Raw genomic sequence first — 24,399 nt, 5'->3', positions numbered from 1 at the left:
AGTAAGTAAAACCTTAAAATATAAAAGATATGAAAAAGATAAGTTTAGCAAAGTGTTTGGTTGTTTTGGTTATGACTTTCATCGCAAGTGTATCAACTTACGCTGCAAAAATGAATAATAATCTGATTTACAACGCAGAAGAAGTTAACGGATTGAAAGTTTCTGAAACTGTATACAAGAAAGATGGCAATATGCTGACAAACTATATGAAATATAGCTACAAGTATAACGCCAATAACCAAATGACAGAAAATATGTCACAGAAATGGGATGCAAGCGATAACTGCTGGAAAAATGATTTGTGTATCCGTTATACTTACGACAACAAGAGTGTAACGACTGAATACTACAAATGGAATTCCAAGAAGAACGATTTCATTCTGATTCCTGAAATGACCGTTACCATGGATAAATGATTAAATAAAAAATTCATAAACTCTCTTTAAAAGAGGCACTTCGTGAGGAAGCGCCTCTTTTTATTTTTATCCCCCCATTTGAACGGAACGTGATGCATAGCTTTCACTATCTTTCCAGAAGACAGGAGGCGCCTCGGCATAGTCAAATTCAGAAAACTGCGTTTTCTATTTGCCTCTGCGCGCGGCTTTCACTATCTTTGCAGAAAATTAGAGGATTATCTGTAGAAATAGATTAAAACAAACAATAAATTATGGCATTACAATGTGGTATCGTCGGTTTGCCGAACGTTGGAAAATCGACACTCTTCAACTGCCTGTCCAACGCGAAAGCGCAGGCAGCCAATTTCCCATTCTGTACTATTGAACCGAACGTAGGGGTCATTACCGTACCCGATGAACGCCTCAACAAACTGGCTGAACTGGTGGATCCGGACCGTATTGTTCCTACCACGGTAGAAATTGTCGACATTGCCGGACTGGTGAAAGGTGCCAGCAAGGGAGAAGGACTGGGCAACAAGTTCCTGGCCAACATCCGTGAGACGGATGCCATCCTGCACGTGTTACGTTGCTTTGACGACGAAAACGTAACGCACGTGGACGGCAATGTGAATCCTGTACGTGACAAGGAGATTATCGACACAGAGCTTCAGCTGAAAGACCTGGAAACCATTGAAAGCCGCATTCAGAAGGTGCAGAAACAGGCACAGACCGGAGGCGACAAGGTGGCCAAACAAACCTATGAAGTGTTGGTGCGCTACCGCGATGCCCTGCTGCAAGGAAAATCAGCCCGCACCGTACAGTTTGAATCAAAGGACGAGCAGAAAATCGCACACGACCTCTTCCTGCTGACTTCCAAACCGGTGCTGTATGTCTGCAACGTGGACGAAGCCAGTGCGGTAAACGGCAACAAATACGTAGAGCAGGTACGCGAAGCGGTCAAGGACGAAGGGGCTGAAATCCTGATTGTGGCCGCCAAAACGGAAGCGGATATCGCCGAACTGGAAACCTACGAAGACCGCCAGATGTTCCTGCAGGAAATCGGGCTGGAAGAATCGGGCGTAAGCCGACTGATACGGGCCGCCTACAAGCTGCTGAACCTGGAGACTTACTTCACGGCCGGAAAGATGGAAGTCCGCGCATGGACCTTCCATAAGGGCTGGAAAGCTCCGCAATGTGCAGGTGTCATCCACACCGACTTTGAAAAAGGCTTCATCCGCGCCGAGGTCATCAAGTATGACGACTTCATCCACTACGGTTCAGAAGCAGCCGTACGCGAAGCCGGAAAACTCAATGTGGAAGGCAAGGATTACATCGTGGAAGACGGTGATATCATGCACTTCCGCTTCAACGTATAAAACTCATCCCATCAGCACGGAGCATCGACCGCTTCCGTGCTGTTTTTTTATCCCTCTAAATTGATTACACCATGAACTATCTCATCATTGGAACAGGCGGTGTAGGAGGATGCATCGCCGGATTTCTTGCCTTGGCAGGCAAGGAGGTCACTTGCATCGCCCGTGGGAAGCACCTGGAGGCCATCCGCCGTCAGGGATTGCATTTGAAATCGGATTTGAAAGGCGAACATTTTCTCCCCGTGAAGGCCTGTACCGCCGAAGAATTTCAGGGGAAAGCCGATGTAATCTTTGTCTGCGTGAAAGGCTACTCCATCGATTCCATTCAGGAAGTGCTGGAACGGGCTGCCACTCCCGACACACTGGTCATCCCTATCCTCAATGTCTACGGTACCGGCCCCCGCATCGGACGCCTCGTGCCGTCGGTAAAAGTGCTCGACGGCTGTATCTACATCGTGGGATTCGTGTCGGGAGAAGGAGAAATCAGCCAGATGGGAAGCATCTTCCGCCTGGTATTCGGAGCCCGTCCGGAACAGCATGTCGCCCCCGAACGGCTGGAAGCCATTGCCGAAGAACTCCGTTCATGCGGCATCAAAGTAGATGTGTCGGACGATATCAACCGCGACACCTTCATCAAATGGTCGTTCATCTCCGCCATGGCCTGCACGGGAGCTTATCACGATGTGCCGATGGGAGAAGTGCAGCACCAAGGCGAAGTGCGTGATACCTTCATCGGCCTGTCGCGTGAAAGCGCACAGATAGGCGAGAAACTGGGTATCCGCTACCCCAGCGACCCGGTTGCCTACAACCTGATGGTCATCGACAAACTCGACCCGCACAGCACGGCTTCCATGCAGAAGGACATCGCCCGCGGTCATGAATCGGAAATTCAGGGACTGCTCTTCGACATGATTGACTTGGGAAAACAATTACACATCGAGATGCCTACCTACCGGAAAGTGGCACAAAAATTCAAACTCGCATGAAACACCTGATTGACATTGACACCTGGGAGCGGAAGGACAATTACCTCTTCTTCCGCGACTTCCATAACTCTTGGATTGCCCTCACCAGCGAAGTGGATTGTACGGAGGCTTACGCCGAAGCCAAGGCCAAAGGGCATTCCTTTTTCCTGTATTACCTGTATGCCGTACTCCGTGCCGCCAACGAAATCAAGGAATTCCGCTACCGATGGGACAAAGACGGACAGGTGGTCTACCATGACACAGTAGACATCACCACTCCGATTGCCGTCCCCGGAAAGACCTTCTATACCGTACGCATTCCCTGGAAAAGCGATTTCAAGGCCTTCTACGAAGAAGCACGGCGCATCATCACTTCCATTCCGGACGATGGAGACCCGTACGGCACCGACAAGGAAATTGCCGCACAGGGCGATTTTGATGTCATCCTGCTCAGTGCGACTCCCAAACTGTATTTCACATCCATTTCCTACACACAGTATGCCCCCGGCCATCCGTTGGATTACCCGCTGATGAACGCAGGAAAAGCCGTCAAACGGGAAGGAAGGCTGGTAATGCCCATCGCTCTGACGGTGAGTCATGCATTCGTAGACGGAGCCCACATCTCCCTGTTTTTTGAAAAGGTAGCACAATACCTGAAAGAAAGATAAGAAAACGCAGGCACATTTTCCGTACAACCGTCCGCGATAGCGTTCACCACATAAAAAGATAGCCTTCCAGATTTTTGGGCGGCTATCTTTTCATCTTCTTCCATCTATCCGGAAGCAAATCACGATATTTATCTATAGGAGTATTAGGAGGCCATGCGGCACAACGGTCTATAATGTCGCAGAAGTATTCAAAGATGTTTATTCCACATCTATGGCATGTTATGGCTAATGAGTGATATAACACCGCCACTTCGGCTCCTGTATGAGAGCCTATTGTCAGACGTCTTCGTGTCAGTGATATATACCTGTTTATTCGTTCAACTTCATTGTTGTCAAGCCTGTATTTAGGAGAAGAGAAGATTGCCGGTATTTCATGCCACTGTTTCAGCGCATAATCGGCGGCGGCATTAAGAGAATCATCAGGAGGTATCCCCGGACGGTCTTTAATCTCAATCAATCCTCTGTAGATTTTTTCAATCATCACTTTTGAGTAGCGTTGCCTCCACTGAAGGTGGTCCTCGTCAGTCCATCCGTCCTTTCCTGTTTTGTGTTTATGCTCGAAGTGATACAATAGGCCGAAGCGCTTGGCCATTTGCTGGGCAATAGTACTATCCTTTATATCCAGAAACTTCCGTTTTATATGCTGCAGGCATGGAAGTCTTTTTATTCCTTTCAGATTGCCGATTCCGATATGACGGTATCCGGAGTAAAAGTCACACTGGAAGGCTCCGTTAAATCCTTTTATTTCATTTTCAAAGACTTCAGCCGAACGTGATCCGTCATCATAAAAGAAATACACCAGACCTGTGGTCATACCGACAAACACCCAGATATATCCTTTCTTTATTTTCTTCCCTGAATCAGTGACTGTCTGCAGACGTACTTTCTGATAAGTCTCATCACCACAGATATAGTTGTCCTCAAGGATTGCCTTTGCAAGAGCCTTATAAAGGTTCTCAAGCTGAACCTTGGTTTTGCTGACAAGCTTCCGGGCGGTACCCTTATCAAGATCGAAGCCGTGTGAGCGGAAGTATTCTACCGCATTTTCAAGCGGCATTCCGTGCAGATAGCGCAACTCCGCCAGACCTGCGATAAAAGAGGAAGTGTATTGGGAGTTCAGCAGCGGAGTTGCCGGAACAGAACCTTTGAAGATTGTACCGTTCTGAACATACTTCTTGACCTTATAGATTGTCTTGATAAAGCGCATGGGAACCATTGAATAACGCACGACATCGCATGTACACATATATCTGGCCAGTTCCGGATCAAACCCCGGGTCGTCAGGTTCTACATCAAAGGTTTCAATCTCACATTCCGGATGTGTCTTTTTCTTCGCACCGTTGTTTGTATGTCTCTTTTGTATCTTCTGTTCAGGAACATCAGATTTGGGGAGCATCTGTCCGGTCTGTCTTTCCGAGGGAGATTCCTGCAGACGGCGCATTGCCTGACGGACAGTTTTTTCCTTGCTGAGTTCAATGTCCTTTCCTTTGAGAGTTTCCTCCAGAGAGGTTATCTGCTTTCTCAGTTCTTCAACCGTGGCAGTCAGTCTCTCGTTGGCTGAAGTCAGTGAACGGACAGATGATAAGGCTTCCTCCAGTTTGCCCTGAAGGAAGCCGTTCTGGCGTTGCAAAAGTTCTATCAGTTCATCCTTTTTCATGCTTTAAAGTTACGAAAAAAGGCGGATTTATGCAACTTCTTATAGATTTAATTATTTGATTATCAATATTATATATACTACCTTGCAGCCATTCTAAAGCGTTCTTCGACAGTTACTTTTACAGGTGTGAGCCCCCTCATCAGCATGTAGAAGTCATCCCATTGAAACCTGCGGACGCTGCCATCACCGTTTTTCAGCACCTCACGGAAACGCCCTTGGGACAGTCTTTTAGTGTACATCAAAAAACCGTCGCCGTCCCATTTTAATGCCTTCATGGTCTTACGGTCCTGTGAGAAAAACACATATACATCCCCCGAAGCCGGAGAATGTCCTTTCCACGACCATATCATTTGTGTCAGACCACGGATGCCATAACGCATGGATACAGGATGCTGACAGACCCACAGATGCAGACATGAATCAAGGCTCCACATGAGTGACCTCCTTTCCCATTTTACGGATAAACTTCGCAATAACAGACAAGTCCGTATCTTCCGGAAAGCTTACTTCCACATTGCCATCTACCCTGACAGTAATCACATTGCAGCTTTCTGCAGGAAGAAAACCGGCTTCCTCAAATATCACATCCTCAAAAGGTATTTCCTTATACCGGGAACTTCGACATGTATGGGGACTTGTATATCCGGGCAAATCCGAAACACGGAGTCTGTTGCGCCACAGAAAGTCCTTCATCTGTTTCCTTGTTATTCCAAAACCTTTATAATAATCAATAAAGCGTCCCGGTTGTCTGCCATCGGCACAGAGGGACTTAAATTCTTCGTAAGCCTGAGAACAACGAAACTTCAGACAACTTCCTCTTGTATATCCGGGAACATCATTCAAGCTTGTGTATTCTTCCTTCAATATCAGATACATCCTGTAATAATTGACACCATGCCCGCGGCAATATTCACGAAAGGAGCATGATTGTTTGCCAGATGAACATAATTCTTTAAAAGCAGAAAAAATCTGCCTGTAGTATTCTATTTTTACCATATCTAAAATTTTATGGCAAAGTTAGAATTACTACAGGCAGACTACAAGACGCTATCGCGGACGGTTGTACCATTTTCCTGACAAGGCCTCGTTCTTTTTTACGTTTTCCGATGCGGAACCGTATGTTTTCCTTACACGAAACGTACGTTTTCGCACCGAGAAACGTATGTTTCCTGACTGGGAAACCTAAAACAGGCAAGTCCACTTTTTCATGAATGCCGTCATGTTTTTGAATTCCCGCTTTTTTTCGTTTAATTTGCCCTCAAAGAAGCTGTCATGAAAAAAAAAATTATCATACTCCTGTTTGCCGCCGTTTTTTTCCGTGCCTGCATTGCCATCTGCGGCATCGCCTTCCGCTGCAGCCGGACACAGGTTCACACGGCCATCAACAAGGCTTTACGGGAAGCCGAACGCTTGCATTATGAGGACCGTCTAAATACTTTTCAGACAGACAACAGACTATACGTAGACCCTGCGCTCAAGGCCTATCTCCTCGCTCCCGTATCCAATCGGAAAATCAAGAGTTATACCCTCCAGACCCTGGAGAAAAAAACAACTTACGTGTTTCAGGACAGCCTTCCGGAAGCCACTGCCCGGAAATTGCTGAATGAATACCTGCTGGACGATATTCTGCCAGCCGATGCCGAGCAAATCAACCAACTGTTCCAGGCACAGCTCGCCCAAAGACACATCAGCGGAATGGCCGGAGTGTTTTATATCCACAAGCAGGCCCGTACCCAAACACGGGCAGGCATCCTGCCGACAGCCTCAGCTTATCGAACACCCGTCTATCAGCTCGATCTGACGCACAGTCTCCAGCTGCAGGGGTGGGCAGACTACGACCTCCTTACGCTGTTGCGTTATATCCCTGTGGCTTATTATGGTACCTTTTTCCTGGTGCTGTTCGCCGGAGGCGTATTGCTTTACCTACGCTATAAAAAACGGCAGAAAAAGCCTGCAAAAGGCCTCTACATCGACCTGACGCATCAGGTCCTCCTCATCGACGGCATACAATGTGCCATCTCCCGTCTGGATTTACAGATTCTCCATCAGTTGTGGGAGAAGAATGGAGAATGTGTCGACCGGGAAGCAATCACGTCCGTCTGCTGGCCGCACGACCCGCAGGCGAACGAAAAGCTGGAGGCCCATATACAAACCATCCGGAAAGTCCTGCAAGACTTCCCGGATTATCGGATTGTCACCGTCAAAGGACGGGGATATTATTTGAAGTGTACGCTTACTGCGGATAATGTTTCAAATTAAGAAGGCTGTCCGTTCAGGTATTCACACAAATGCTGTACGGCTCTTGCCCGGTGGCTGATTTTATTCTTTTCTTCTGCCCCCATCTCGGCAAAAGTCTCAGCATAGCCTTCGGGTACAAACACCGGATCGTAACCAAAGCCTGAGGCTCCCCGTTTCTCCCGGATGATTTCACCTTTCACGATTCCCTCAAACAGGTGCGACTGTCCTCCTTCTATCAGGCAGATGGCCGTACGGAACTGTGCCTTCCGGTTGTCTTTTCCTTCCAGTTCGGTCAGCAACTTCTTCATGTTGGCCTCCGAGTCGTGTCCTTCACCGCCCGCATAGCGTGCCGAATACACACCGGGTGCCCCGTTCAACGCCTCTACTTCCAGACCCGTATCGTCTGCAAAGCAATCCAGACCGTAGTGCTGATAAATATACTCCGCCTTGAGTGCCGCATTTCCCTCCAAGGTGTCTGCCGTTTCAGGAATATCTGCCTCGCAATGGATGTCCTTCAAACTCAAGATATCTACTTTCTCACCCAATATGGCACGTATTTCGTCCAGCTTATGGGCATTGTTCGTGGCAAAAACCAACTTCTTTTTCATCATGCAGTCTTTCTAAATAATCACATTTACAGGTACAAAGATACATATCGCCGGCCGACAATTCAAATGCTCCTCTCAAAAACTGCAAATAAAAAAGGTCCGACTCCCCATACGGGAAGCCAGACCTTTATCGTTATAAAAGAACTGTCGGTTTAGTTCAATACGATTTCATCCACAAACAGATAACCCGGATTGCCTTTTCCTCCGTGCCATGCCGGAATATTCTTTTCAGACAAAGCGGTCACTTTCACATAGCGGGCCTTTACCGGTGTAAACTTCAGCGTATGCGTATAAATCCGGTTGGCATCCTTCTCGGTCATGGCCGGGTAAGTTTCCGAAGCCACTTTCTTGAAGGTCTTGTTGTCATCAGACACCTCCACCGTAATACCTCTGGCATCGAAAATCCAGTCGCCTTTTTCCACACAAGTACGCAGGGTCATGGAACTGATTTCCGTAGCTTCCTTCAAATCGATGACGGCTTCCATATCATTCTTGTAGAACGCAATCCAGCGGCCGGTCTTGTAATTCCGGTTACCGGTCATACCGTCTACCAACGTCACAGCTCCCTTGAACTCATAGGGCTTGTTAATGGGCTGCAGCATCGTAATCGGTTTTGCAGTAGACTTGCTGAACGAGATGCTGTCGAGCGTCACGCGGGAATTGCCTTCCGGACGCACGGCCATCATACGCAATACACAAGCCGCATCAATGCTCAGACTGCCTTCAAACTTGGTAGAAGAAGCCGTAGGTTCGGTTCCGTCGAGTGTATAGTATATCGGAGCCTCATCAATCGTAGTAGCGCTGACATCCAGTTTACCGGTTTCTGAATTAGGCACAATATTCACGTTCACATCAAAGATATGAGTCGCATAGTTCCAGCCCTTCAGCTGATAAATCTTGGTCAGACGAGCCGCACGTTTCAGGAATCCCTGATAATCTTTCTTCTTTTCAGGAGCACTCCACTGGGTTTCGCAGAGGGCTGCCATACGCGGCAGTACCATGTACTGCGCCTGTGCAAGCGTAGGAATGTATTCGGTCCACAGATTGGCCTGTACACCCGTGATGTATTTCTGTTCTTCCGGCGAAAGGGCAGCAGGCATCGGTTCGTAGCTGTACACTCTTTCAATCGGGAGATAGCCACCGATGGCCAGCGGTTCATTGTCGGTATCCTTTGCCTGATAATAGTCGAAATACAGGTAAGTATTCGGCGTCATGATGACGTTGTGCTGCTGACGGGCTGCTTCAATACCTCCCGCTTCGCCTCTCCAAGACATGACTGTGGCATTCGGAGCCAGTCCACCTTCCAGGATTTCATCCCATCCAATCATGTTCCGTCCATGCTCGGTGAGGAACTTCTCCGCTTCATGAATCACATAGCTCTGCAAATATTCTTCCTTGGAGTGCTTGCTGTCGCCCTTGATACCCAAAGCCTTGATACGGGCCTGACACTTCGGACAAGTCTCCCACTTCACTTTCGGGCATTCGTCGCCACCTACATGAATATATTTGGAAGGGAAGATGTCGATAATCTCAGCCAACACATCCTTGATAAACTGGATGGTCTTGTCGTTTCCGGCACAAAGCACATTGTCGGAGATACCCCACATACGCCATACTTCATACGGACCACCTGTACATCCCAGTTCCGGATAAGCTGCCAAAGCTGCCTGCATGTGTCCCGGCATGTCGATTTCCGGTATTACCGTAATGTAACGTTCTGCCGCGTAGGCCACAATTTCCTTGGCCTGTTCCTGGGTATAGAAACCGCCGTAAGGTTTTCCGTCGTATTCGCCCGAATTGCGTCCGATGACCGTTTCACTACGCTTGGAACCGATTTCGGTCAGTTTCGGATATTTCTTGATTTCAATACGCCATCCCTGGTCTTCTGAAAGGTGCCAATGGAAACGGTTGATGTTATGCAACGCCAACATGTCGATATACGTCTTAATCTCATCCACCGTAAACATGTGACGGCCTACGTCGAGCATCATTCCACGATAACTGAAGCGTGGACTGTCGTTGATTTCTACTGCGGGCAATTCAATGGCCCCCCTTCCTTCATGTACAGACACAGACTTACGCAAAGTCTGGATACCGTAGAACACACCGGCTTCCGAAGGAGCGGTAATCATCACCTTCTTGCCGTCCACAATCAGCTGATAAGCTTCCGGAGAGTTGGCCTCCAGCCCCAACTTCAATACAATACCCTCTTCTTTGTCACCTTCCTGTGTTTTCAGTGTAATGCCCGTCTGCTCCTTGATGAAAGTAGCCAGGAACTCGGCATTCTTCTTCATCTTTTCATTTCCGACAGGATAGTAAATTGTTTCTCCGCTTTTCAGAAGAAACGAGCCTTGCGGTGCCGCTGTAATTTCCAATGGCATAGGCACAATCTGATAGTCTGCCACAGCGGTCGGACTATCCGCACACGAGGTTGCCAACATTCCTGCGAATGCCAACCCCAAGCAATTCATTTTTGAAAATGGTCTCATGTTGATAATATAAAGGTTAATAATTAGAATTTGCAATGTCACTCAGCTGATGTATTTCCATCGTAAAATCTTCCAAGGGACTTCCGTCGGCCGAGGTTACCGTCACTTTCTTGGTCACTCCCGGCAACAGGTCAAAGAAATTATCTGAAAAACGTACTCCTTGCACCGGTATTTCTATAAATACATCACGGGCCAGCTGGCTGGACTTCAACGTCAGCTCGCAAGTCCCGTCCTTCAGGACTTTCTTACAAGAAATCTTGGCTTTCGGCAAACGCTGGTACTTTGGATATACCGGATAATACACTTCGTCCGAAAGCACTTTCCGGCTTTGTTTTCCCTTTAATGTCATGCGCAAGTAGGAAGCCGTCGTATCACAGGCTGCAAAAGCCTTCTGCCAGTCTTCCTCATAAAAGACTTCCGAAGCATTGACCGGCAACGTCCCCTCTACCTGTTGCCGACGATGTACCTTTCCCTGGAAGTCAGTCCACTCCAGTTGCAAGGTCACTTTTTCTGCCTTCAGGCAATCGGACAACACGTACACGCGCAATTTTTCGCCTTCCCGAATGGCATTCACCAACACAGGAGCAAAAGCTCGTCGGGTCTGGTACTGCATGGCTTTCCAGTTACCGTAATAATCGATGGCCGACCAGGAAACCACCGGCCAGCTATCATTCAGCTGCCAAGGCAGACTCCCCATACAATACGGGCGATTCCGCCGATGCGCTTCCATGCCATGACGCATACCCTGCCCCTGCAAGACAAGTCCCATATACACCAGGTCCTCAAACTTCTCCGGTACCGGATAATAGAGGGCCATCGTCTTTTTTATCAAGGCATTCCCGATGGTACTCTTCTGATGTGCGTTCATCACCGGAGATTCCAGCTCATAGTCTTCCGGAGAAGCAAACGTACGGATGGTTTTCATTTCCGGGAAGGCCTGAAACCCATATTCGCTCATAAACCGGGGAATTTCCGTATCCAGACTCTCGAAAGGCTTCTGGCCATACCAGGTACCCCAGTTGTGGCTGTCGGCTATCTTCCAACTTTCCGGTCTTCCCCAGTTGGCCTCATAGGGAGACCCCTCCAGATAGAATCGTCCCGGATCCAGCTCTTTCACCTTTTCCGGCAGAAGATGGCGGAAAAGCACATCGTATCCCTTCAGCATCTGCTGATAGACTTCCGGTGTATATTTTTCTTTCCAGCCCCAATAACGCAGGCCTTCATAAATCTCATTGTTGCCACACCACATAGCCAATGAGGCATGATTCCGCAATCGTTTGATATTGTATTCGGCTTCTTCCGACACCCTATGCAGGAAAGCCGGGTCGTGCGGATACGTGGTACAAGCAAACATAAAATCCTGCCAGATGAGGATTCCCCGCTTGTCGGCCTCTTCAAAGAAGGCGTCATCTTCATAAATGCCTCCTCCCCATACACGTATCATATTCATGTGAGAGGTTTGTGCATCTTCCAGCAAACGAGCATAACGAGCACGAGTCACCCGCGGAAGTAAGGCATCGGAAGGAATCAAGTTGGTACCTTTGGCAAACATCGGAACGCCGTTTACCTCAAAATAGAAACTCATTCCCTCTTTGTCTTTCTCTTGTACCACACGTACCTGCCGGAGCCCTATCTGATGACTTTTCTGCGAAACCAGCTGTCCGTCGACCCACACCGACGCTTCAAACTCATACAACGCAGGCTCTCCCCAGCCGTTGGGCATCCACAAATGCGGCGACTCCACCGACAAAGGGAGCGATACGGTATTCCGTCCCGGCTGTAACTCCACCTTTTTCTCTATACTCTTATCTGCTTCGTGCGGATAACGATAGGTGACACGGACCAGAGCCTGCTGCTTATCATCGCCTATATTATTTATCTCTATCTGATTGTCTACCTCTGCACGGGCTGCACTGACCGAGGTCTGAAGCACAAAATAATCCTCTACCACCGCCTTACTGACAAACTCCAGATACACAGGACGCCAGATTCCGCAGGTCACCATACGGATTCCCCAATCCCAGCCATAAGAATAGGGAGCTTTACGGGTAAACACACTTAATTTCTGTGGGAAATGGTCGTTGTCTGCCGGATAATCGAATCCGTTACTTTCCCATTGGGGCATCGCCTCCCGAATGGGTGAACGGAAACGTATCACCAGTTTGTTTTCACCCTTTTTCAGTACGGATTTGACAGGTACCCGATAACCGACAAACATATTGTCTGCTTGTAACAACAAGGCACCGTTTAAAAAGACATCTGCATAAGTATCCAATCCCTCAAATACCAGAAACGTACCTTCTGCACCCATCTCTTCCTCGCTTAACACAAACGACGTCCGATACAGCCAGTCTTCTTTTTCGACCCACTGTATTTTCTCCTCATTCATGCCATAAAACGGATCAGGCAGTTTGTCATGAGCCAACAAATCCTGATGAACCGTACCCGGAACTTCAGCCGTCAACCATTCGTTACTGCCGTACATTGAAAATTCCCAGCCCGTATGCAACGGACGGACTTGAGGTAAGTCTTTTCCCCACACATAATTTCCGAAGGCATTGGCCAAACATAATATTGCCATCAGAATAAACTTGGATATTTTTTTCACGCTATAGATTTAAGTATCATTATTAATCTACAAAATAAAGTAAGTTTTCCCGATAAAACAAATTAAACGGGAAAACCCACTTTTATTTTAATTATCTTAGGGAAATGTTTATTTTACTTTAAGTTTATCAAAGCCTTCCCCGTATACTCCGACCACATTACTTTGCGAAATAAACGCATTGGGATCAATGTCTTTTACCAGACGGAAGATGTCGAGTGACTCTCTCTTTTTAGCCAATACCACCACAACCTTAATATCCTGCTTGCTGTACCAGCCTTTTCCATCGAGCAATGTTACCCCACGGTCCACTTGGGTAGCTATTCCCTCGGCTATCTCTTCATACTTGCGGGAAAATATCAGGAACTGTACAGACTGGCGTGTGCTGTTGATGACATAATCAATCACAATGCTCATGATAAACAGTACACAGAAGCCGAACAAAACCCTGCGCCAGTCGTGAAAGATAAAGTAGCACGAAGAAATGATGACAATATCACAATACATCATCATCCGCCCCAAAGTAACGTCCTTATACTTGTTGATAATCCATGCAATAATATCCGTACCTCCCGTACTTCCGTTGTTACAGAAGACAATACCGATACCGAAGCCCAACAACCCAGCTCCTATCACACAAGCCATGAAGTCCTGTCCAGGTCCCAACAACTGCGGCAGGTTCCCGTTTTCATCCTTCAGAATCATCTGGAAAAACCAGAGCAGGAAAGTCAGCATGAAAATGGCAAAAATAGTCTTGATACTGAACTTCGGACCCAAAATCTTCAAGGCAAATCCCAAGAAAACCGCGTTGATGACAAAATAAGAAACCTGGATTTCAATGCCCGTCGCATAATAAATAATGGCCGCAATACCCGTCACACCTCCCGTCGTAATCTGATACGGAAGCATGAAGGCCGCCCAGCCAATGGAATAACAAATCAGGCCAAAAGTAATGGCCAGATAGTCCCTTGACTCTCTTCCTAATTTCTTCTTCAATAATGTTTCCATAGACAAACAAAAAATCATCCGGAACAAGAAGGGGAAGCCTTTCCCTTCTTGTTCCGGATGAAAAATAAAAAATTAAAGTACAATGTTCACAATCTTCTTCGGCACGATAATCACCTTCTTCGGTGTCTTGCCGTCAATCCACTTCTGCGACTGTTCTTCAGCCATTACCGCAGCCTGGATGGTTTCATTGTCTGCATCGGCAGGGAATTCCATAGTGAAACGCGCCTTTCCGTTGAACGAAATGGTGTATTTCACGCTGTCTTCCTTCAGGTATTCTTCGTTGAATGCAGGCCAGTGCGCATCACATACAGAAGTGGTGTGCCCCAGTGCTTCCCACAATTCTTCTGCCAAGTGAGGAGCAAACGGAGCCAGCAGCACCACAAGGTCGCTCATCACTTCCTTGTTGCAACACTTCAAGGCCGTCAGCTCATTCACACAAATCATGAACGCACTGATGGACGTATTGTAAGAGAAGGTTTCAATATCGCCTGTCACCTTCTTAATCAGCTTATGAATGGATTTCAGTTCTTCCTTGGTCGCCTCTCCTTCGGCAGGCAAGAAAGTGCCCTGACGGTCATAGAACAAGTTCCAGAGTTTCTTCAGGAAACGGTGTACTCCGTCGATACCATTGGTATCCCACGGTTTGGACTGTTCCACCGGACCGAGGAACATTTCGTACATACGCAAGGTATCGGCTCCATAACGTTCTACAATCATATCCGGATTGACCACGTTGTACATAGACTTACTCATCTTTTCCACTGCCCAGCCGCAGATGTACTTGCCGTCTTCGAGGATGAATTCTGCATTGTGGTATTCCGGACGCCAGTTCTTGAAGGCTTCCACATCCAGCACGTCATTGGATACGATATTCACATCCACGTGCAGCGGAGTCACGTCATACTGGTCTTTCAAGCCCAGTGACACAAACGTATTGGTATCCTTGATACGATATACAAAATTGCTTCGACCCTGAATCATTCCTTGGTTCACTAGCTTCTGGAACGGTTCTTCCTTGATGCTGACACCCAGGTCGAACAAGAACTTGTTCCAGAAACGAGAATAAATCAAGTGACCGGTCGCATGTTCCGTACCTCCCACATAGAGGTCAACATTCTGCCAGTAGCGGTCAGCTTTTTCAGAAACCAGTTCCTTGTCGTTGTGCGGATCCATGTAGCGCAGATAATAAGCACTTGAACCGGCAAATCCCGGCATGGTATTCAGTTCGAGCGGAAATACCGTGACATTGTCAATCTTGGAGTTTTCCACCACTTCACCTTTTTCCACATCCCAAGCCCAACGGGTAGCATGTCCCAATGGAGGTTCCCCGCTTTCGGTCGGCAAGAATTTGGCAACTTCCGGCAATTCCAATGGAAGTTTGTTCTCGTCAATCATGTACGGCATACCGTCCTTATAGTAAACCGGGAACGGTTCACCCCAGTAACGCTGACGAGAGAAGATGGCGTCGCGCAAGCGGAAATTCACTTTCACACGTCCCAGGTTATGTTCTTTTACATATTTCTTGGTAGCGGCAATGGCTTCCTTGATGGTCAAACCGTTCAAGGTCAAGTCGCAATAAGGAGTCACACCGGCTTTCGGAGAGTTGCAGACAATACCTTCCTTGGCATCAAAACTTTCTTCACTGACATCGCAACCTTCTACCAACGGGACAATCGGCAGATTGAAATGCTTGGCAAACGCATAGTCACGGCTGTCGTGTGCAGGTACGGCCATGATGGCACCTGTACCGTATCCGGCCAATACATAATCACTGATCCATACCGGAACGGACTCACCCGTAAACGGATTCACGGCATACGAGCCACTGAACACACCGGTTACCCGACGGTCGGAAATACGTTCACGCTCGGTACGTTTCTTTGTGCGTTCCAGATAAGCTTCCACTTCCGCACGCTGTGCTTCGGTAGTCAACTGCGGAACCAGTTCACTTTCAGGTGCAAGTACCATGAAAGTCACCCCAAACATGGTATCGGCACGGGTCGTAAAGATGGTAAATTCCAAATCACTGTCTTTCACCTTGAAACGGACTTCCGTTCCTTCTGAACGGCCAATCCAGTTCCGCTGCGTTTCTTTCAGAGAATCGGTCCAATCCACCGTTTCCAGTCCGTCGAGCAGACGCTGTGCATAAGCAGACACACGCAGACACCACTGACGCATCTTCTTCTGTACCACCGGGTGGCCTCCACGTTCAGACACCCCGTCGACCACCTCATCGTTGGCCAGTACGGTACCCAACGCCGGACACCAGTTTACCATGGTCTCACCCAAGTAAGCAATACGGTAGTTCATCAGGATTTCCTGCTGTTCCTTTTCCGTCTTAGCCTTCCACTCTTCGGCAGTGAAATGCAGTTCCTCACTGCAAGCTACATCCAGGCCGTCCGTACCGTCCTTTTCAAAATGTGCCACCAGCTTGCTGATAGGCTGAGCCTTGTGACAAGAATTGCAATAGAAGCTGTTGAACATCTTCTGGAAAGCCCACTGCGTCCAGTGGTAATATCCCGGCTCGCAGGTACGCACTTCACGGTCCCAGTCGAACGAGAAACCAATCTTGTCCAGCTGCTCCCGATAACGGGCGATATTGACCGCAGTTGTGACTGCCGGATGCTGTCCCGTCTGAATAGCATATTGTTCGGCAGGCAGACCGTATGCATCGTATCCCATCGGATTCAACACATTGAATCCCTGCAAACGCTTATAGCGAGCATAAATGTCGCTGGCAATGTATCCCAGCGGATGACCTACGTGAAGGCCGGCTCCCGAAGGATAAGGGAACATGTTCAACACATAGAACTTCTTTTTGGATTCATCCTCGACAACCTTATAGGTCTTTCGGTCCACCCATCTTTGCTGCCATTTTTTTTCAATTTCTCTGAAATTATATTCCATATCGAAATATTATATGATTGATTTTTACGTATTTCTCCAAATTCTCCGCAAATATAGTAAGAGTTCAGCAATAAATAAGGATAGTTTCGACCGAAAAGTTTATCTTTGCCTGATAAATGAAAACCTAATCTTAAAAATCTATGCACATCCGTAATCTCTTCCTGCTCGCTGTCTTGCTCTGCAGCGTATGCAGCCTCAGCGCACAACGCCACGAACAACTTCTGGAAACCGGCTGGAAATTCCATAAAGGAGAAGCTTCCGGAGCCGCCTCCCCCACCTTCAATGACGCGCAATGGGAATCGGTCCGTGTTCCTCACGACTGGGCTATCTACGGACCGTTCGACCGCAGCAACGACCTGCAGAACATAGCCATTACCCAAAACTTCGAGAAACAGGCTTCGGTAAAAACCGGACGTACCGGCGGACTTCCCTACGTGGGAGTGGGCTGGTACCGCACGCGATTTGATGCAGACCCCGACAAAAAGACCACACTGATTTTCGACGGTGCCATGAGCGAGGCCCATGTATATGTCAACGGACAAGAAGCATGCTTTTGGCCGTTCGGTTACAATTCTTTCCACTGCGATGTAACTGAATTCCTGCATAAAGACGGGAAAGACAACGTATTGGCGGTACGTCTGGAAAACCGTCCCCAGTCTTCCCGCTGGTATCCTGGAGCCGGACTCTACCGGAACGTCCACTTGGTTACCACGGAGAAGGTACACGTGCCTGTGTGGGGTACTCAAATCACCACTCCTCACGTGGCTACCGACTATGCATCCGTCTGCCTCCGCACCACACTAAACAACGTGGGAAAAGAAAAAATTACCGTAGAAACGGATATTCTTTCTCCCGACGGACAGAAAGTGGCCAGCAAAAAGAACGAAGGACGCATCAACCATGGACAACCTTTCACACAGAACTTTATCGTGGAAAAGCCACAATTATGGTCACCGGAAACGCCCGTACTCTATCAGGCTGTCTCCAAAATCTATGTTGACGGGAAACTCACTGATACCTATACCACCCGCTTCGGCATCCGCTCCATCGAGTTCGTGGCCGACAAGGGCTTTTTCCTGAACGGAAAACACCGTAAATTCCAAGGCGTATGCAATCACCACGATTTAGGCCCGCTGGGAGCAGCCATCAATGTTTCGGCCTTACGCCACCAACTTACCCTGTTGAAAGACATGGGATGCGACGCCATCCGTACGGCCCACAACATGCCGGCTCCCGAACTGGTCAGTCTCTGCGACGAAATGGGTTTCATGATGATGATTGAGCCCTTCGATGAATGGGACATCGCCAAATGCGACAACGGATACCACCGCTACTTCAACGAATGGGCGGAAAAAGACATGGTGAACATGCTGCAACAGTATCGTAACCACCCTTGTGTGGTGATGTGGAGTATCGGAAATGAGGTGCCCACCCAGTGCAGTGCCGAAGGCTATAAGGTGGCCAAATTCCTGCAAGACATCTGTCACCGCGAAGACCCCACCCGTCCGGTTACCTGCGGTATGGACCAGGTAGATTGTGTATTGGACAACGGATTTGCTGCCATGCTCGACATTCCGGGATTCAATTACCGGGCACACCGCTACGAGGAAGCCTATCAGCGGCTGCCACAAAACTTGGTGTTAGGCTCAGAGACTTCTTCGACCGTCAGCTCCCGCGGCGTGTATAAATTCCCTGCCGAACGGAAAGCAGACGCCAAATATGAAGACCATCAGTCGTCTTCCTACGACTTGGAATACTGCTCGTGGTCCAACATTCCCGACATCGACTTCGCCCTGGCAGACGACCATGAATGGACCTTGGGACAGTTTGTATGGACCGGTTTCGACTACCTGGGTGAACCCAGTCCGTACGACACAAACGCATGGCCCAACCACAGTTCCATGTTCGGTATCATCGACCTGGCTTCTATTCCGAAAGACCGTTATTACCTGTACCGCAGTGTATGGAACAAGCAGGCAGAAACCCTGCACATTCTCCCGCACTGGAACTGGAAAGGACGGGAAGGCAAGGAGGTGCCCGTATTCGTCTATACCAACTATCCGACAGCCGAACTTTTCATCAACGGGAAAAGCTACGGAAAGCAGACCAAGAACCGCCAAACGGTGGAAAACCGCTACCGCCTGATGTGGCCGCATGCCATTTACGAACCAGGAGAAGTGAAAGTTGTGGCATACGATGAAGCTGGTACCGCCAAAGCGGAAAAAACAATCCGTACAGCAGGAAAGCCGCATCACATTGAACTGATTCCTGCACAGAAATCGCTGAAAGCCGACGGAAAAGATCTGGCCTACGTAACCGTACGCATTGTAGACAAAGACGGGAACCTCTGCCCCACCGACATGCGCCTGGTGAAATTCAAAGTAAAAGGTGCCGGAAGCTACAAGGCCTCTGCCAATGGCGACCCGACCTGTCTGGACTTGTTCCACCTGCCTCAAATGCATGCCTTCAATGGGATGCTGACTGCTATTGTACAGGCAGGAGAGGAAAAGGGAATACTCGAACTGCAGGTCAGCGCACAAGGCATAAAAACCGGGAAACTTCAAATCAACGTAGAATAAAACCCTCCTTATACCATAACAATGCCCCGTACCAGTCGGCTGATACGGGGCATTTTATATATTAACGCCATCCTTTTTATTTCTGGAAATCGGCCCAGTTGGTCAAGCGCATGTCACCCTTGTCAAGAAATACCTGATGCATGCCCAATGCAGCCGAAAGACTGTGGCAAGTCTGCCCTTTCGTGGAGATTTTCAGATAATCCCAAAGCAGCTGCTTGTAGTCCGGATGTGCACAGTTTTCAATCACTGCCTCCGCACGCTCCATCGGGCTCTTTCCACGCAAGTCGGCAATTCCCTGCTCGGTAATAATCACGTTCACGGAATGTTCGCTGTGGTCCAGATGCGATACCATCGGTACGATGGAACTGATGCATCCGCCTTTGGCCGTCGACGGACAAGAGAAGATAGAGATATAGGCACTGCGGGTGAAGTCGCCGGAACCACCGATGCCGTTCATCATCTTGGTACCGCAAATATGGGTAGAGTTCACATTGCCATAAATATCCGCTTCAATGGCCGTATTCATGGAAATGACACCGATACGACGGATAACCTCCGGACAGTTGGAGATTTCCGAAGGACGCAACACCAGCTTGTGGCGGAAAAAGTCCATGTTGTCGTAAATGTCCTGCAGACAGTCGTTGGTCACGCTCAGCGAACAGGTACTGCCAAACTTGATGCGTCCTTCCTTAATCAGGGTGATGACCGCATTCTGTATCACTTCCGTGTACATCTCAAACGGAGGAATGCTGGAATCTTTTCCCAACGCACTCAACACTGCATTGGCGATATTCCCTACCCCCGACTGCAACGGAAGGAAGGTGGAAGGAATGATTCCCTTGCGCATGTCGGCTGCCAGAAACTCCGCCACATTCTGTCCGATTTTATCCGTTACCGGATCGGAAGCATGGAAGCCACGGGCCTCATCCGGAATATTTGTCTCCACAATACCTACTATTTTGGAAGGGTCCACCTGAATGTAAGGAAGACCGATACGGTCGCTCGGACGCACAATCGGAATCGGCCGGCGGTAAGGCGGACGTTCCATCTCATACAAATCGTGCATACCAATCAAACGCTTGCTATGAGCTGCATTCAGTTCCACAATCACCTTGTCGGCCAGCCGGGCAATAGTCGGTGAAATACCCACACCGGCTGTCAGGTAGATACGCCCGTCTTCCGTAATCTCGCAAGCCTCAAGAATAGCCACATTGACATGCCCCAAGAAACCGGAGCGCAGGCGCTGTGCCACCTGCGACAGATGGATATCCGTATAATTGATTTCACCGTTGTTCACCGCCTTGCGGAAATCTGTGTTTGTGGTATAAGGAGCACGGAACTTGATGGCGTGTGCCCGGGTCAGTGCCCCGTCGCAAGAGTCTCCTGTAGACGCTCCCGTAATCACACCTATTTGAAAGGCTTCACCCCTCGCATGTTTTTCCTCTGCTATTTTTGCCAACTCTGCGGTCACCGCTTTCGGACTTCCTGCAGGGGTAAAGCCGCTCAATCCGACGATATCCCCATCCTTGATGTAGCTGGCAGCCTCGGCTGCCGTAATAAAGTTAAAGCTCATAGTATCAAGTGTTTTTTATGTTATAGTATTTAAGTATAAAAGTTTGTCTCTCAGTCGTATTTCCGGCGGAAGATTTCAGAATAGATAAAAGCCCGACGCGCGTCCGACGGCGTGCGGAAAGCATATTCCGAACGGTCTTCTTCCGGCTTCTCCATCTGTATGGAGGCCTGTTTTCCTTCTTTTGGAGGCTGTTTTACCTGCTTCGCGAAATGTTCCGCCCGCTTTTTCCGTCTTGTTGGCGGCGGAGTCATCCGCACTTCTTCCACCGCTTCCTCTGCCTTCGGGGAAGCATCTGCAAGAACCGTTTTTCTCACCACTTTTTTCTGAGCGGTCTTTTTCTGTGTCTGTTTTCTCGTCTGATAAAGCCCCAGACAGATTATTCCCAGAAAGATAAGAATTTGAAAAACGTCCATAAATACAAGTGTTAAGGTTTTCTTCAAAGATACGAATAAAATCTATATATCCTACCCTTTTCATGGAAGTTAACCAAGAAACAGATATCTTTGCAGGCAAAATTTTAATTCCAAAAACCTTATGACAAAAGAAATTACAGGAGCAGACTTTAAATCTGCAACTGAAAACGAAAGCAAGAAACTGTTTATCGAAACGTATGGATGCCAGATGAATGTGGCAGACAGTGAGGTGATTGCCTCTATCATGCAAATGGCCGGCTACACCCCGTGCGACAACCTGGAAGAGGCGGATGCCGTGTTTATGAACACCTGCTCCATCCGCGACAATGCAGAACAGAAAATCCTGAACCGACTGGAATTCTTCCATTCCTTGCGCAAAAAGCGCAAGCACCTCATCGTGGGCGTATTGGGATGCATGGCCGAACGAGTAAAAAACGACCTGATTGAAAAGCACCATGTCGACCTGGTGGCCGGACCCGATGCCTACCTGACACTGCCCGACCTCATCGGAGCCGTGGAAGCTGGAGAAAAGGCCATCAACGTGGAACTCTCCACCACCGAGACCTACCGCGACGTCATTCCTTCACGTATCTGCGGCAACCATATCTCAGGCTTTGTGTCCATCATGCGCGGATGCAACAACTTCTGCCACTACTGCATCGTGCCTTACACCCGCGGACGTGAACGCAGCCGCGACGTGAAAAGCATCCTGAACGAAGTGCGCGACCTGCAGCGGAAAGGCTACAAAGAAGTCACCCTTCTGGGACAGAACGTCAACTCCTACCGTTTTGAGAAAGACGGAGAAACGGTGACTTTCCCCATGCTGCTCCGTACCGTGGCTGAGGCCGTGCCCGACATGCGCGTACGCTTCACCACTTCCCATCCGAAAGACATGAGCGATGAGACCCTCCATGTCATCGCGGAAGTGCCTAACGTGTGCAAGCACATCCACCTGCCCGTACAGAGCGGAAGTTCACGCATCCTGAAACTGATGAACCGCAAATATACCCGTGAATGGTACCTGGAAAGAGTGGCTGCCATCCGTCGCATCATCCCCGACTGTGGACTCAGCACCGACATTTTCTCCGGCTTCCATTCCGAAACGGAGGAAGACCATCAAATGTCCCTCTCGCTGATGCGGGAATGTGCCTACGATTCGGCCTTCATGTTCAAGTATTCCGAACGTCCGGGCACCTACGCATCCAAGCATCTTCCCGACGACGTGCCGGAAGAAATCAAAATCCGCCGCCTGAACGAACTCATCGAACTGCAGAACCAGCTTTCGGCCGAAAGCAATGCCAAGGATGTGGGAAAGACCTTCGAAGTGCTGGTGGAAGGCGTGTCAAAACGCTCCAAAGAACAGCTGTTTGGACGTACGGAACAAAATAAAGTGGTAGTATTCGACCGTGGCAACCACCGAATCGGCGATTTTGTAAAAGTCAAGATTACGGAATCCAGTTCGGCTACCCTCAAAGGAATAGAAGTGACAGAATAATATTCCGGGAACTCACCAAAAGATAAAGTGAGAATTTCCCGACATCTTTTACGTTTCCCTCAAGGAAAACGTATGTTTCTCGCTGCAGAAACGTATGTTTTCCGTCCGGGAAACGTACGTTTCCGCACTGGGAAACATCCAACATACGAGCGCGTTTTTCTCTTTATATAAGTGCGTTTTCCAGTTTCAGTCGGTATCCCTTCCGGCTTCCGGCATAATCAGCCACAAAATCAGATAGACAATTCCCCCCGAAAAAGCGGTAAAGAAAGTAGCCAATACGTACACAATCCGCACCAGCGTAATATCCCAGTTAAAATAGTCTGCTATACCGGCACAAACCCCTCCTATCATGCGGTTATTCGACCGTGTCAATCGTTTCTTGTTCATATTTATTTTGCAAAGTGTCTATTAATGGCGGCTAAGATACAAAAAACAAACATAAAGCAGTCTAATACTCTTAAAAACTTTTAAAGAAAGTCGTTCTATAGGCTTTTTATTTGTTATTTTGCAGCAAATTAGGGAATGAAGTGAATACACTAAAAATAGATAAATGTCCACTCTGTGGAGAAAGCCATTTTGAAGAAGTAATGACATGTACGGACCACTATGCTTCCGGTGAGTCTTTTGCCATCTGTCGTTGCACTCACTGCGGCTTTCAGTTCACACAGTCCGCTCCCGTAGAAGCGGAAATAGGACGTTATTATGAAAGCCCGGACTATATTTCACACAGTGATACACACAAAGGACTGATGAACCGTGTCTATCATTGGGTGCGCCGTTTCATGCTTGCACGTAAAGCCCGCCTGATCAAGCACAATTCAGGCCTCAGCAGAGGAATGTTGCTGGACATCGGTACCGGGACGGGATATTTCCCTCATTTCATGCAGGAAAAAGGATGGCGCGTGTCGGCCATCGAGAAAAGTCCGCAGGCACGCCGGTTTGCCCAGACCCACTTCGGACTGGAAGTCCGCAAACCGGAAGAACTGACGGATTATCCGGACAAGTCGTTCGATGTCATTACCCTGTGGCATGTCATGGAACACCTGGAACATTTGAACGACACGTGGGAAACCCTCGGCCGTATTCTGAAAGACCGGGGTATTCTGGTAATCGCCGTTCCTAACCCCACCTCCTTCGATGCGGGGAAATACAAGGAAATGTGGGCGGCTTACGACGTGCCTCGCCACTTATGGCACTTCACCCCGTCGGTCATGCAGCAGTTTGGCGCCAAACACAACTTCATTCTCTGCGAACGCCATCCCATGCCTTTTGATGCGTTCTACGTGTCCATGCTGAGCGAGAAATACCGGAAATCCTCCATACCTTTTTTAAAAGGCTTATGGTCCGGCACCGAAGCGTGGTTCGTTTCGCTGGCCAAAAAAGAAAGAAGCAGTTCGATGATTTACGTATTCAGAAAAAAATAAAC

Annotated in this window: 19 protein-coding genes; 8 read left to right on the top strand and 11 right to left on the bottom strand. The window is 48.5% G+C overall.

What is annotated here, in order from left to right:
• Positions 1-29 precede the first annotated feature (29 nt).
• The 4 genes from OIM59_RS16835 (at position 30) to OIM59_RS16820 (ending at position 3,401) form a co-directional block, all read left to right on the top strand.
• Positions 30-416, top strand: coding sequence for a DUF3836 domain-containing protein (locus tag OIM59_RS16835; protein ID WP_299168012.1), 387 nt, complete (start codon positions 30-32; stop codon positions 414-416).
• 251 nt (positions 417-667) lie between these two features.
• Complete coding sequence (ychF, locus tag OIM59_RS16830) at positions 668-1,771, top strand: redox-regulated ATPase YchF (protein WP_299168010.1); 1,104 nt, start codon at positions 668-670, stop codon at positions 1,769-1,771.
• 71 nt (positions 1,772-1,842) lie between these two features.
• Positions 1,843-2,754, top strand: a complete 912-nt coding sequence (locus OIM59_RS16825; RefSeq protein WP_299168008.1) for a ketopantoate reductase family protein — start codon at positions 1,843-1,845, stop codon at positions 2,752-2,754.
• Positions 2,751-3,401, top strand: a complete 651-nt coding sequence (locus tag OIM59_RS16820) for a chloramphenicol acetyltransferase (protein ID WP_299168006.1) — start codon at positions 2,751-2,753, stop codon at positions 3,399-3,401. Before OIM59_RS16825 ends, OIM59_RS16820 begins: the two co-directional genes overlap by 4 nt.
• 82 nt (positions 3,402-3,483) lie before the next feature.
• On the opposite strand, the gene OIM59_RS16815 is transcribed toward OIM59_RS16820, so the two are convergent.
• From OIM59_RS16815 to OIM59_RS16805, 3 genes are all read right to left on the bottom strand, one after another.
• Positions 3,484-5,058: an IS66 family transposase gene (locus tag OIM59_RS16815; protein ID WP_299170862.1), complete on the bottom strand. Its 1,575-nt coding sequence runs from the start codon at positions 5,056-5,058 to the stop codon at positions 3,484-3,486.
• A 77-nt stretch (positions 5,059-5,135) separates the two neighbouring features.
• Entirely contained in the window at positions 5,136-5,492 is a 357-nt protein-coding gene (gene tnpB, locus OIM59_RS16810) for an IS66 family insertion sequence element accessory protein TnpB (protein WP_177865198.1), read from the bottom strand.
• Positions 5,479-6,054 carry a hypothetical protein gene (locus OIM59_RS16805; protein ID WP_303894447.1) on the bottom strand — a complete coding sequence of 192 codons (576 nt, stop codon included), beginning with the start codon at positions 6,052-6,054 and terminating at the stop codon, positions 5,479-5,481. Before OIM59_RS16805 ends, tnpB begins: the two co-directional genes overlap by 14 nt.
• 276 nt (positions 6,055-6,330) lie before the next feature.
• Between OIM59_RS16805 and OIM59_RS16800 the strand changes: the two genes are divergently transcribed.
• Complete coding sequence (locus tag OIM59_RS16800; protein WP_303897818.1) at positions 6,331-7,317, top strand: winged helix-turn-helix domain-containing protein; 987 nt, start codon at positions 6,331-6,333, stop codon at positions 7,315-7,317.
• On the opposite strand, the gene OIM59_RS16795 is transcribed toward OIM59_RS16800, so the two are convergent.
• The 5 genes from OIM59_RS16795 to leuS all read right to left on the bottom strand — a co-directional run bounded on the left by OIM59_RS16795 (position 7,314) and on the right by leuS (position 16,913).
• Positions 7,314-7,904, bottom strand: a complete 591-nt coding sequence (locus OIM59_RS16795; RefSeq protein ID WP_299168002.1) for a non-canonical purine NTP diphosphatase — start codon at positions 7,902-7,904, stop codon at positions 7,314-7,316. The genes OIM59_RS16800 and OIM59_RS16795 overlap by 4 nt on opposite strands.
• Positions 7,905-8,056: 152 nt before the next feature.
• Positions 8,057-10,393, bottom strand: coding sequence for a family 20 glycosylhydrolase (locus OIM59_RS16790; protein ID WP_303897816.1), 2,337 nt, complete (start codon positions 10,391-10,393; stop codon positions 8,057-8,059).
• Positions 10,394-10,409: 16 nt separating this feature from the next.
• Positions 10,410-13,001: a glycoside hydrolase family 2 protein gene (locus tag OIM59_RS16785; RefSeq protein ID WP_303897815.1), complete on the bottom strand. Its 2,592-nt coding sequence runs from the start codon at positions 12,999-13,001 to the stop codon at positions 10,410-10,412.
• A gap of 108 nt (positions 13,002-13,109) precedes the next feature.
• Positions 13,110-14,006, bottom strand: a complete 897-nt coding sequence (locus OIM59_RS16780; protein WP_072543685.1) for a YitT family protein — start codon at positions 14,004-14,006, stop codon at positions 13,110-13,112.
• 72 nt (positions 14,007-14,078) lie between these two features.
• Positions 14,079-16,913, bottom strand: coding sequence for a leucine--tRNA ligase (gene leuS, locus OIM59_RS16775; RefSeq protein WP_303897811.1), 2,835 nt, complete (start codon positions 16,911-16,913; stop codon positions 14,079-14,081).
• Positions 16,914-17,053: 140 nt separating this feature from the next.
• Between leuS and OIM59_RS16770 the strand changes: the two genes are divergently transcribed.
• The gene (locus tag OIM59_RS16770) at positions 17,054-19,492 is read left to right on the top strand and encodes a glycoside hydrolase family 2 TIM barrel-domain containing protein (RefSeq protein ID WP_303897809.1); all 2,439 of its coding nucleotides are present in this window, start codon (positions 17,054-17,056) and stop codon (positions 19,490-19,492) included.
• 76 nt (positions 19,493-19,568) lie between these two features.
• Here the strand turns inward: OIM59_RS16770 and OIM59_RS16765 are convergent, their stop codons facing one another.
• Both OIM59_RS16765 and OIM59_RS16760 read right to left on the bottom strand, forming a co-directional pair.
• Complete coding sequence (locus OIM59_RS16765; RefSeq protein WP_299167989.1) at positions 19,569-21,065, bottom strand: acetyl-CoA hydrolase/transferase family protein; 1,497 nt, start codon at positions 21,063-21,065, stop codon at positions 19,569-19,571.
• 50 nt (positions 21,066-21,115) lie between these two features.
• Positions 21,116-21,478 carry a hypothetical protein gene (locus OIM59_RS16760; RefSeq protein WP_303897807.1) on the bottom strand — a complete coding sequence of 121 codons (363 nt, stop codon included), beginning with the start codon at positions 21,476-21,478 and terminating at the stop codon, positions 21,116-21,118.
• A gap of 121 nt (positions 21,479-21,599) precedes the next feature.
• On the opposite strand from OIM59_RS16760, the gene miaB reads away from it, so the two are divergent.
• Positions 21,600-22,973 carry a tRNA (N6-isopentenyl adenosine(37)-C2)-methylthiotransferase MiaB gene (gene miaB, locus OIM59_RS16755; RefSeq protein ID WP_303897805.1) on the top strand — a complete coding sequence of 458 codons (1,374 nt, stop codon included), beginning with the start codon at positions 21,600-21,602 and terminating at the stop codon, positions 22,971-22,973.
• A gap of 186 nt (positions 22,974-23,159) precedes the next feature.
• On the opposite strand, the gene OIM59_RS16750 is transcribed toward miaB, so the two are convergent.
• Positions 23,160-23,360, bottom strand: coding sequence for a PspC domain-containing protein (locus tag OIM59_RS16750; protein WP_072543679.1), 201 nt, complete (start codon positions 23,358-23,360; stop codon positions 23,160-23,162).
• A gap of 140 nt (positions 23,361-23,500) precedes the next feature.
• Here OIM59_RS16750 and OIM59_RS16745 point away from each other — a divergent pair, with 140 nt between their 5' ends.
• Positions 23,501-24,397 carry a bifunctional 2-polyprenyl-6-hydroxyphenol methylase/3-demethylubiquinol 3-O-methyltransferase UbiG gene (locus OIM59_RS16745; protein ID WP_072543678.1) on the top strand — a complete coding sequence of 299 codons (897 nt, stop codon included), beginning with the start codon at positions 23,501-23,503 and terminating at the stop codon, positions 24,395-24,397.
• Positions 24,398-24,399 lie beyond the last annotated feature (2 nt).

The sequence above is a fragment of the Bacteroides mediterraneensis genome (assembly GCF_025993685.1).
GTDB classification, from domain to species: domain Bacteria; phylum Bacteroidota; class Bacteroidia; order Bacteroidales; family Bacteroidaceae; genus Phocaeicola; species Phocaeicola mediterraneensis_A.
This window is presented reverse-complemented; position numbering and strand designations above follow the sequence as displayed.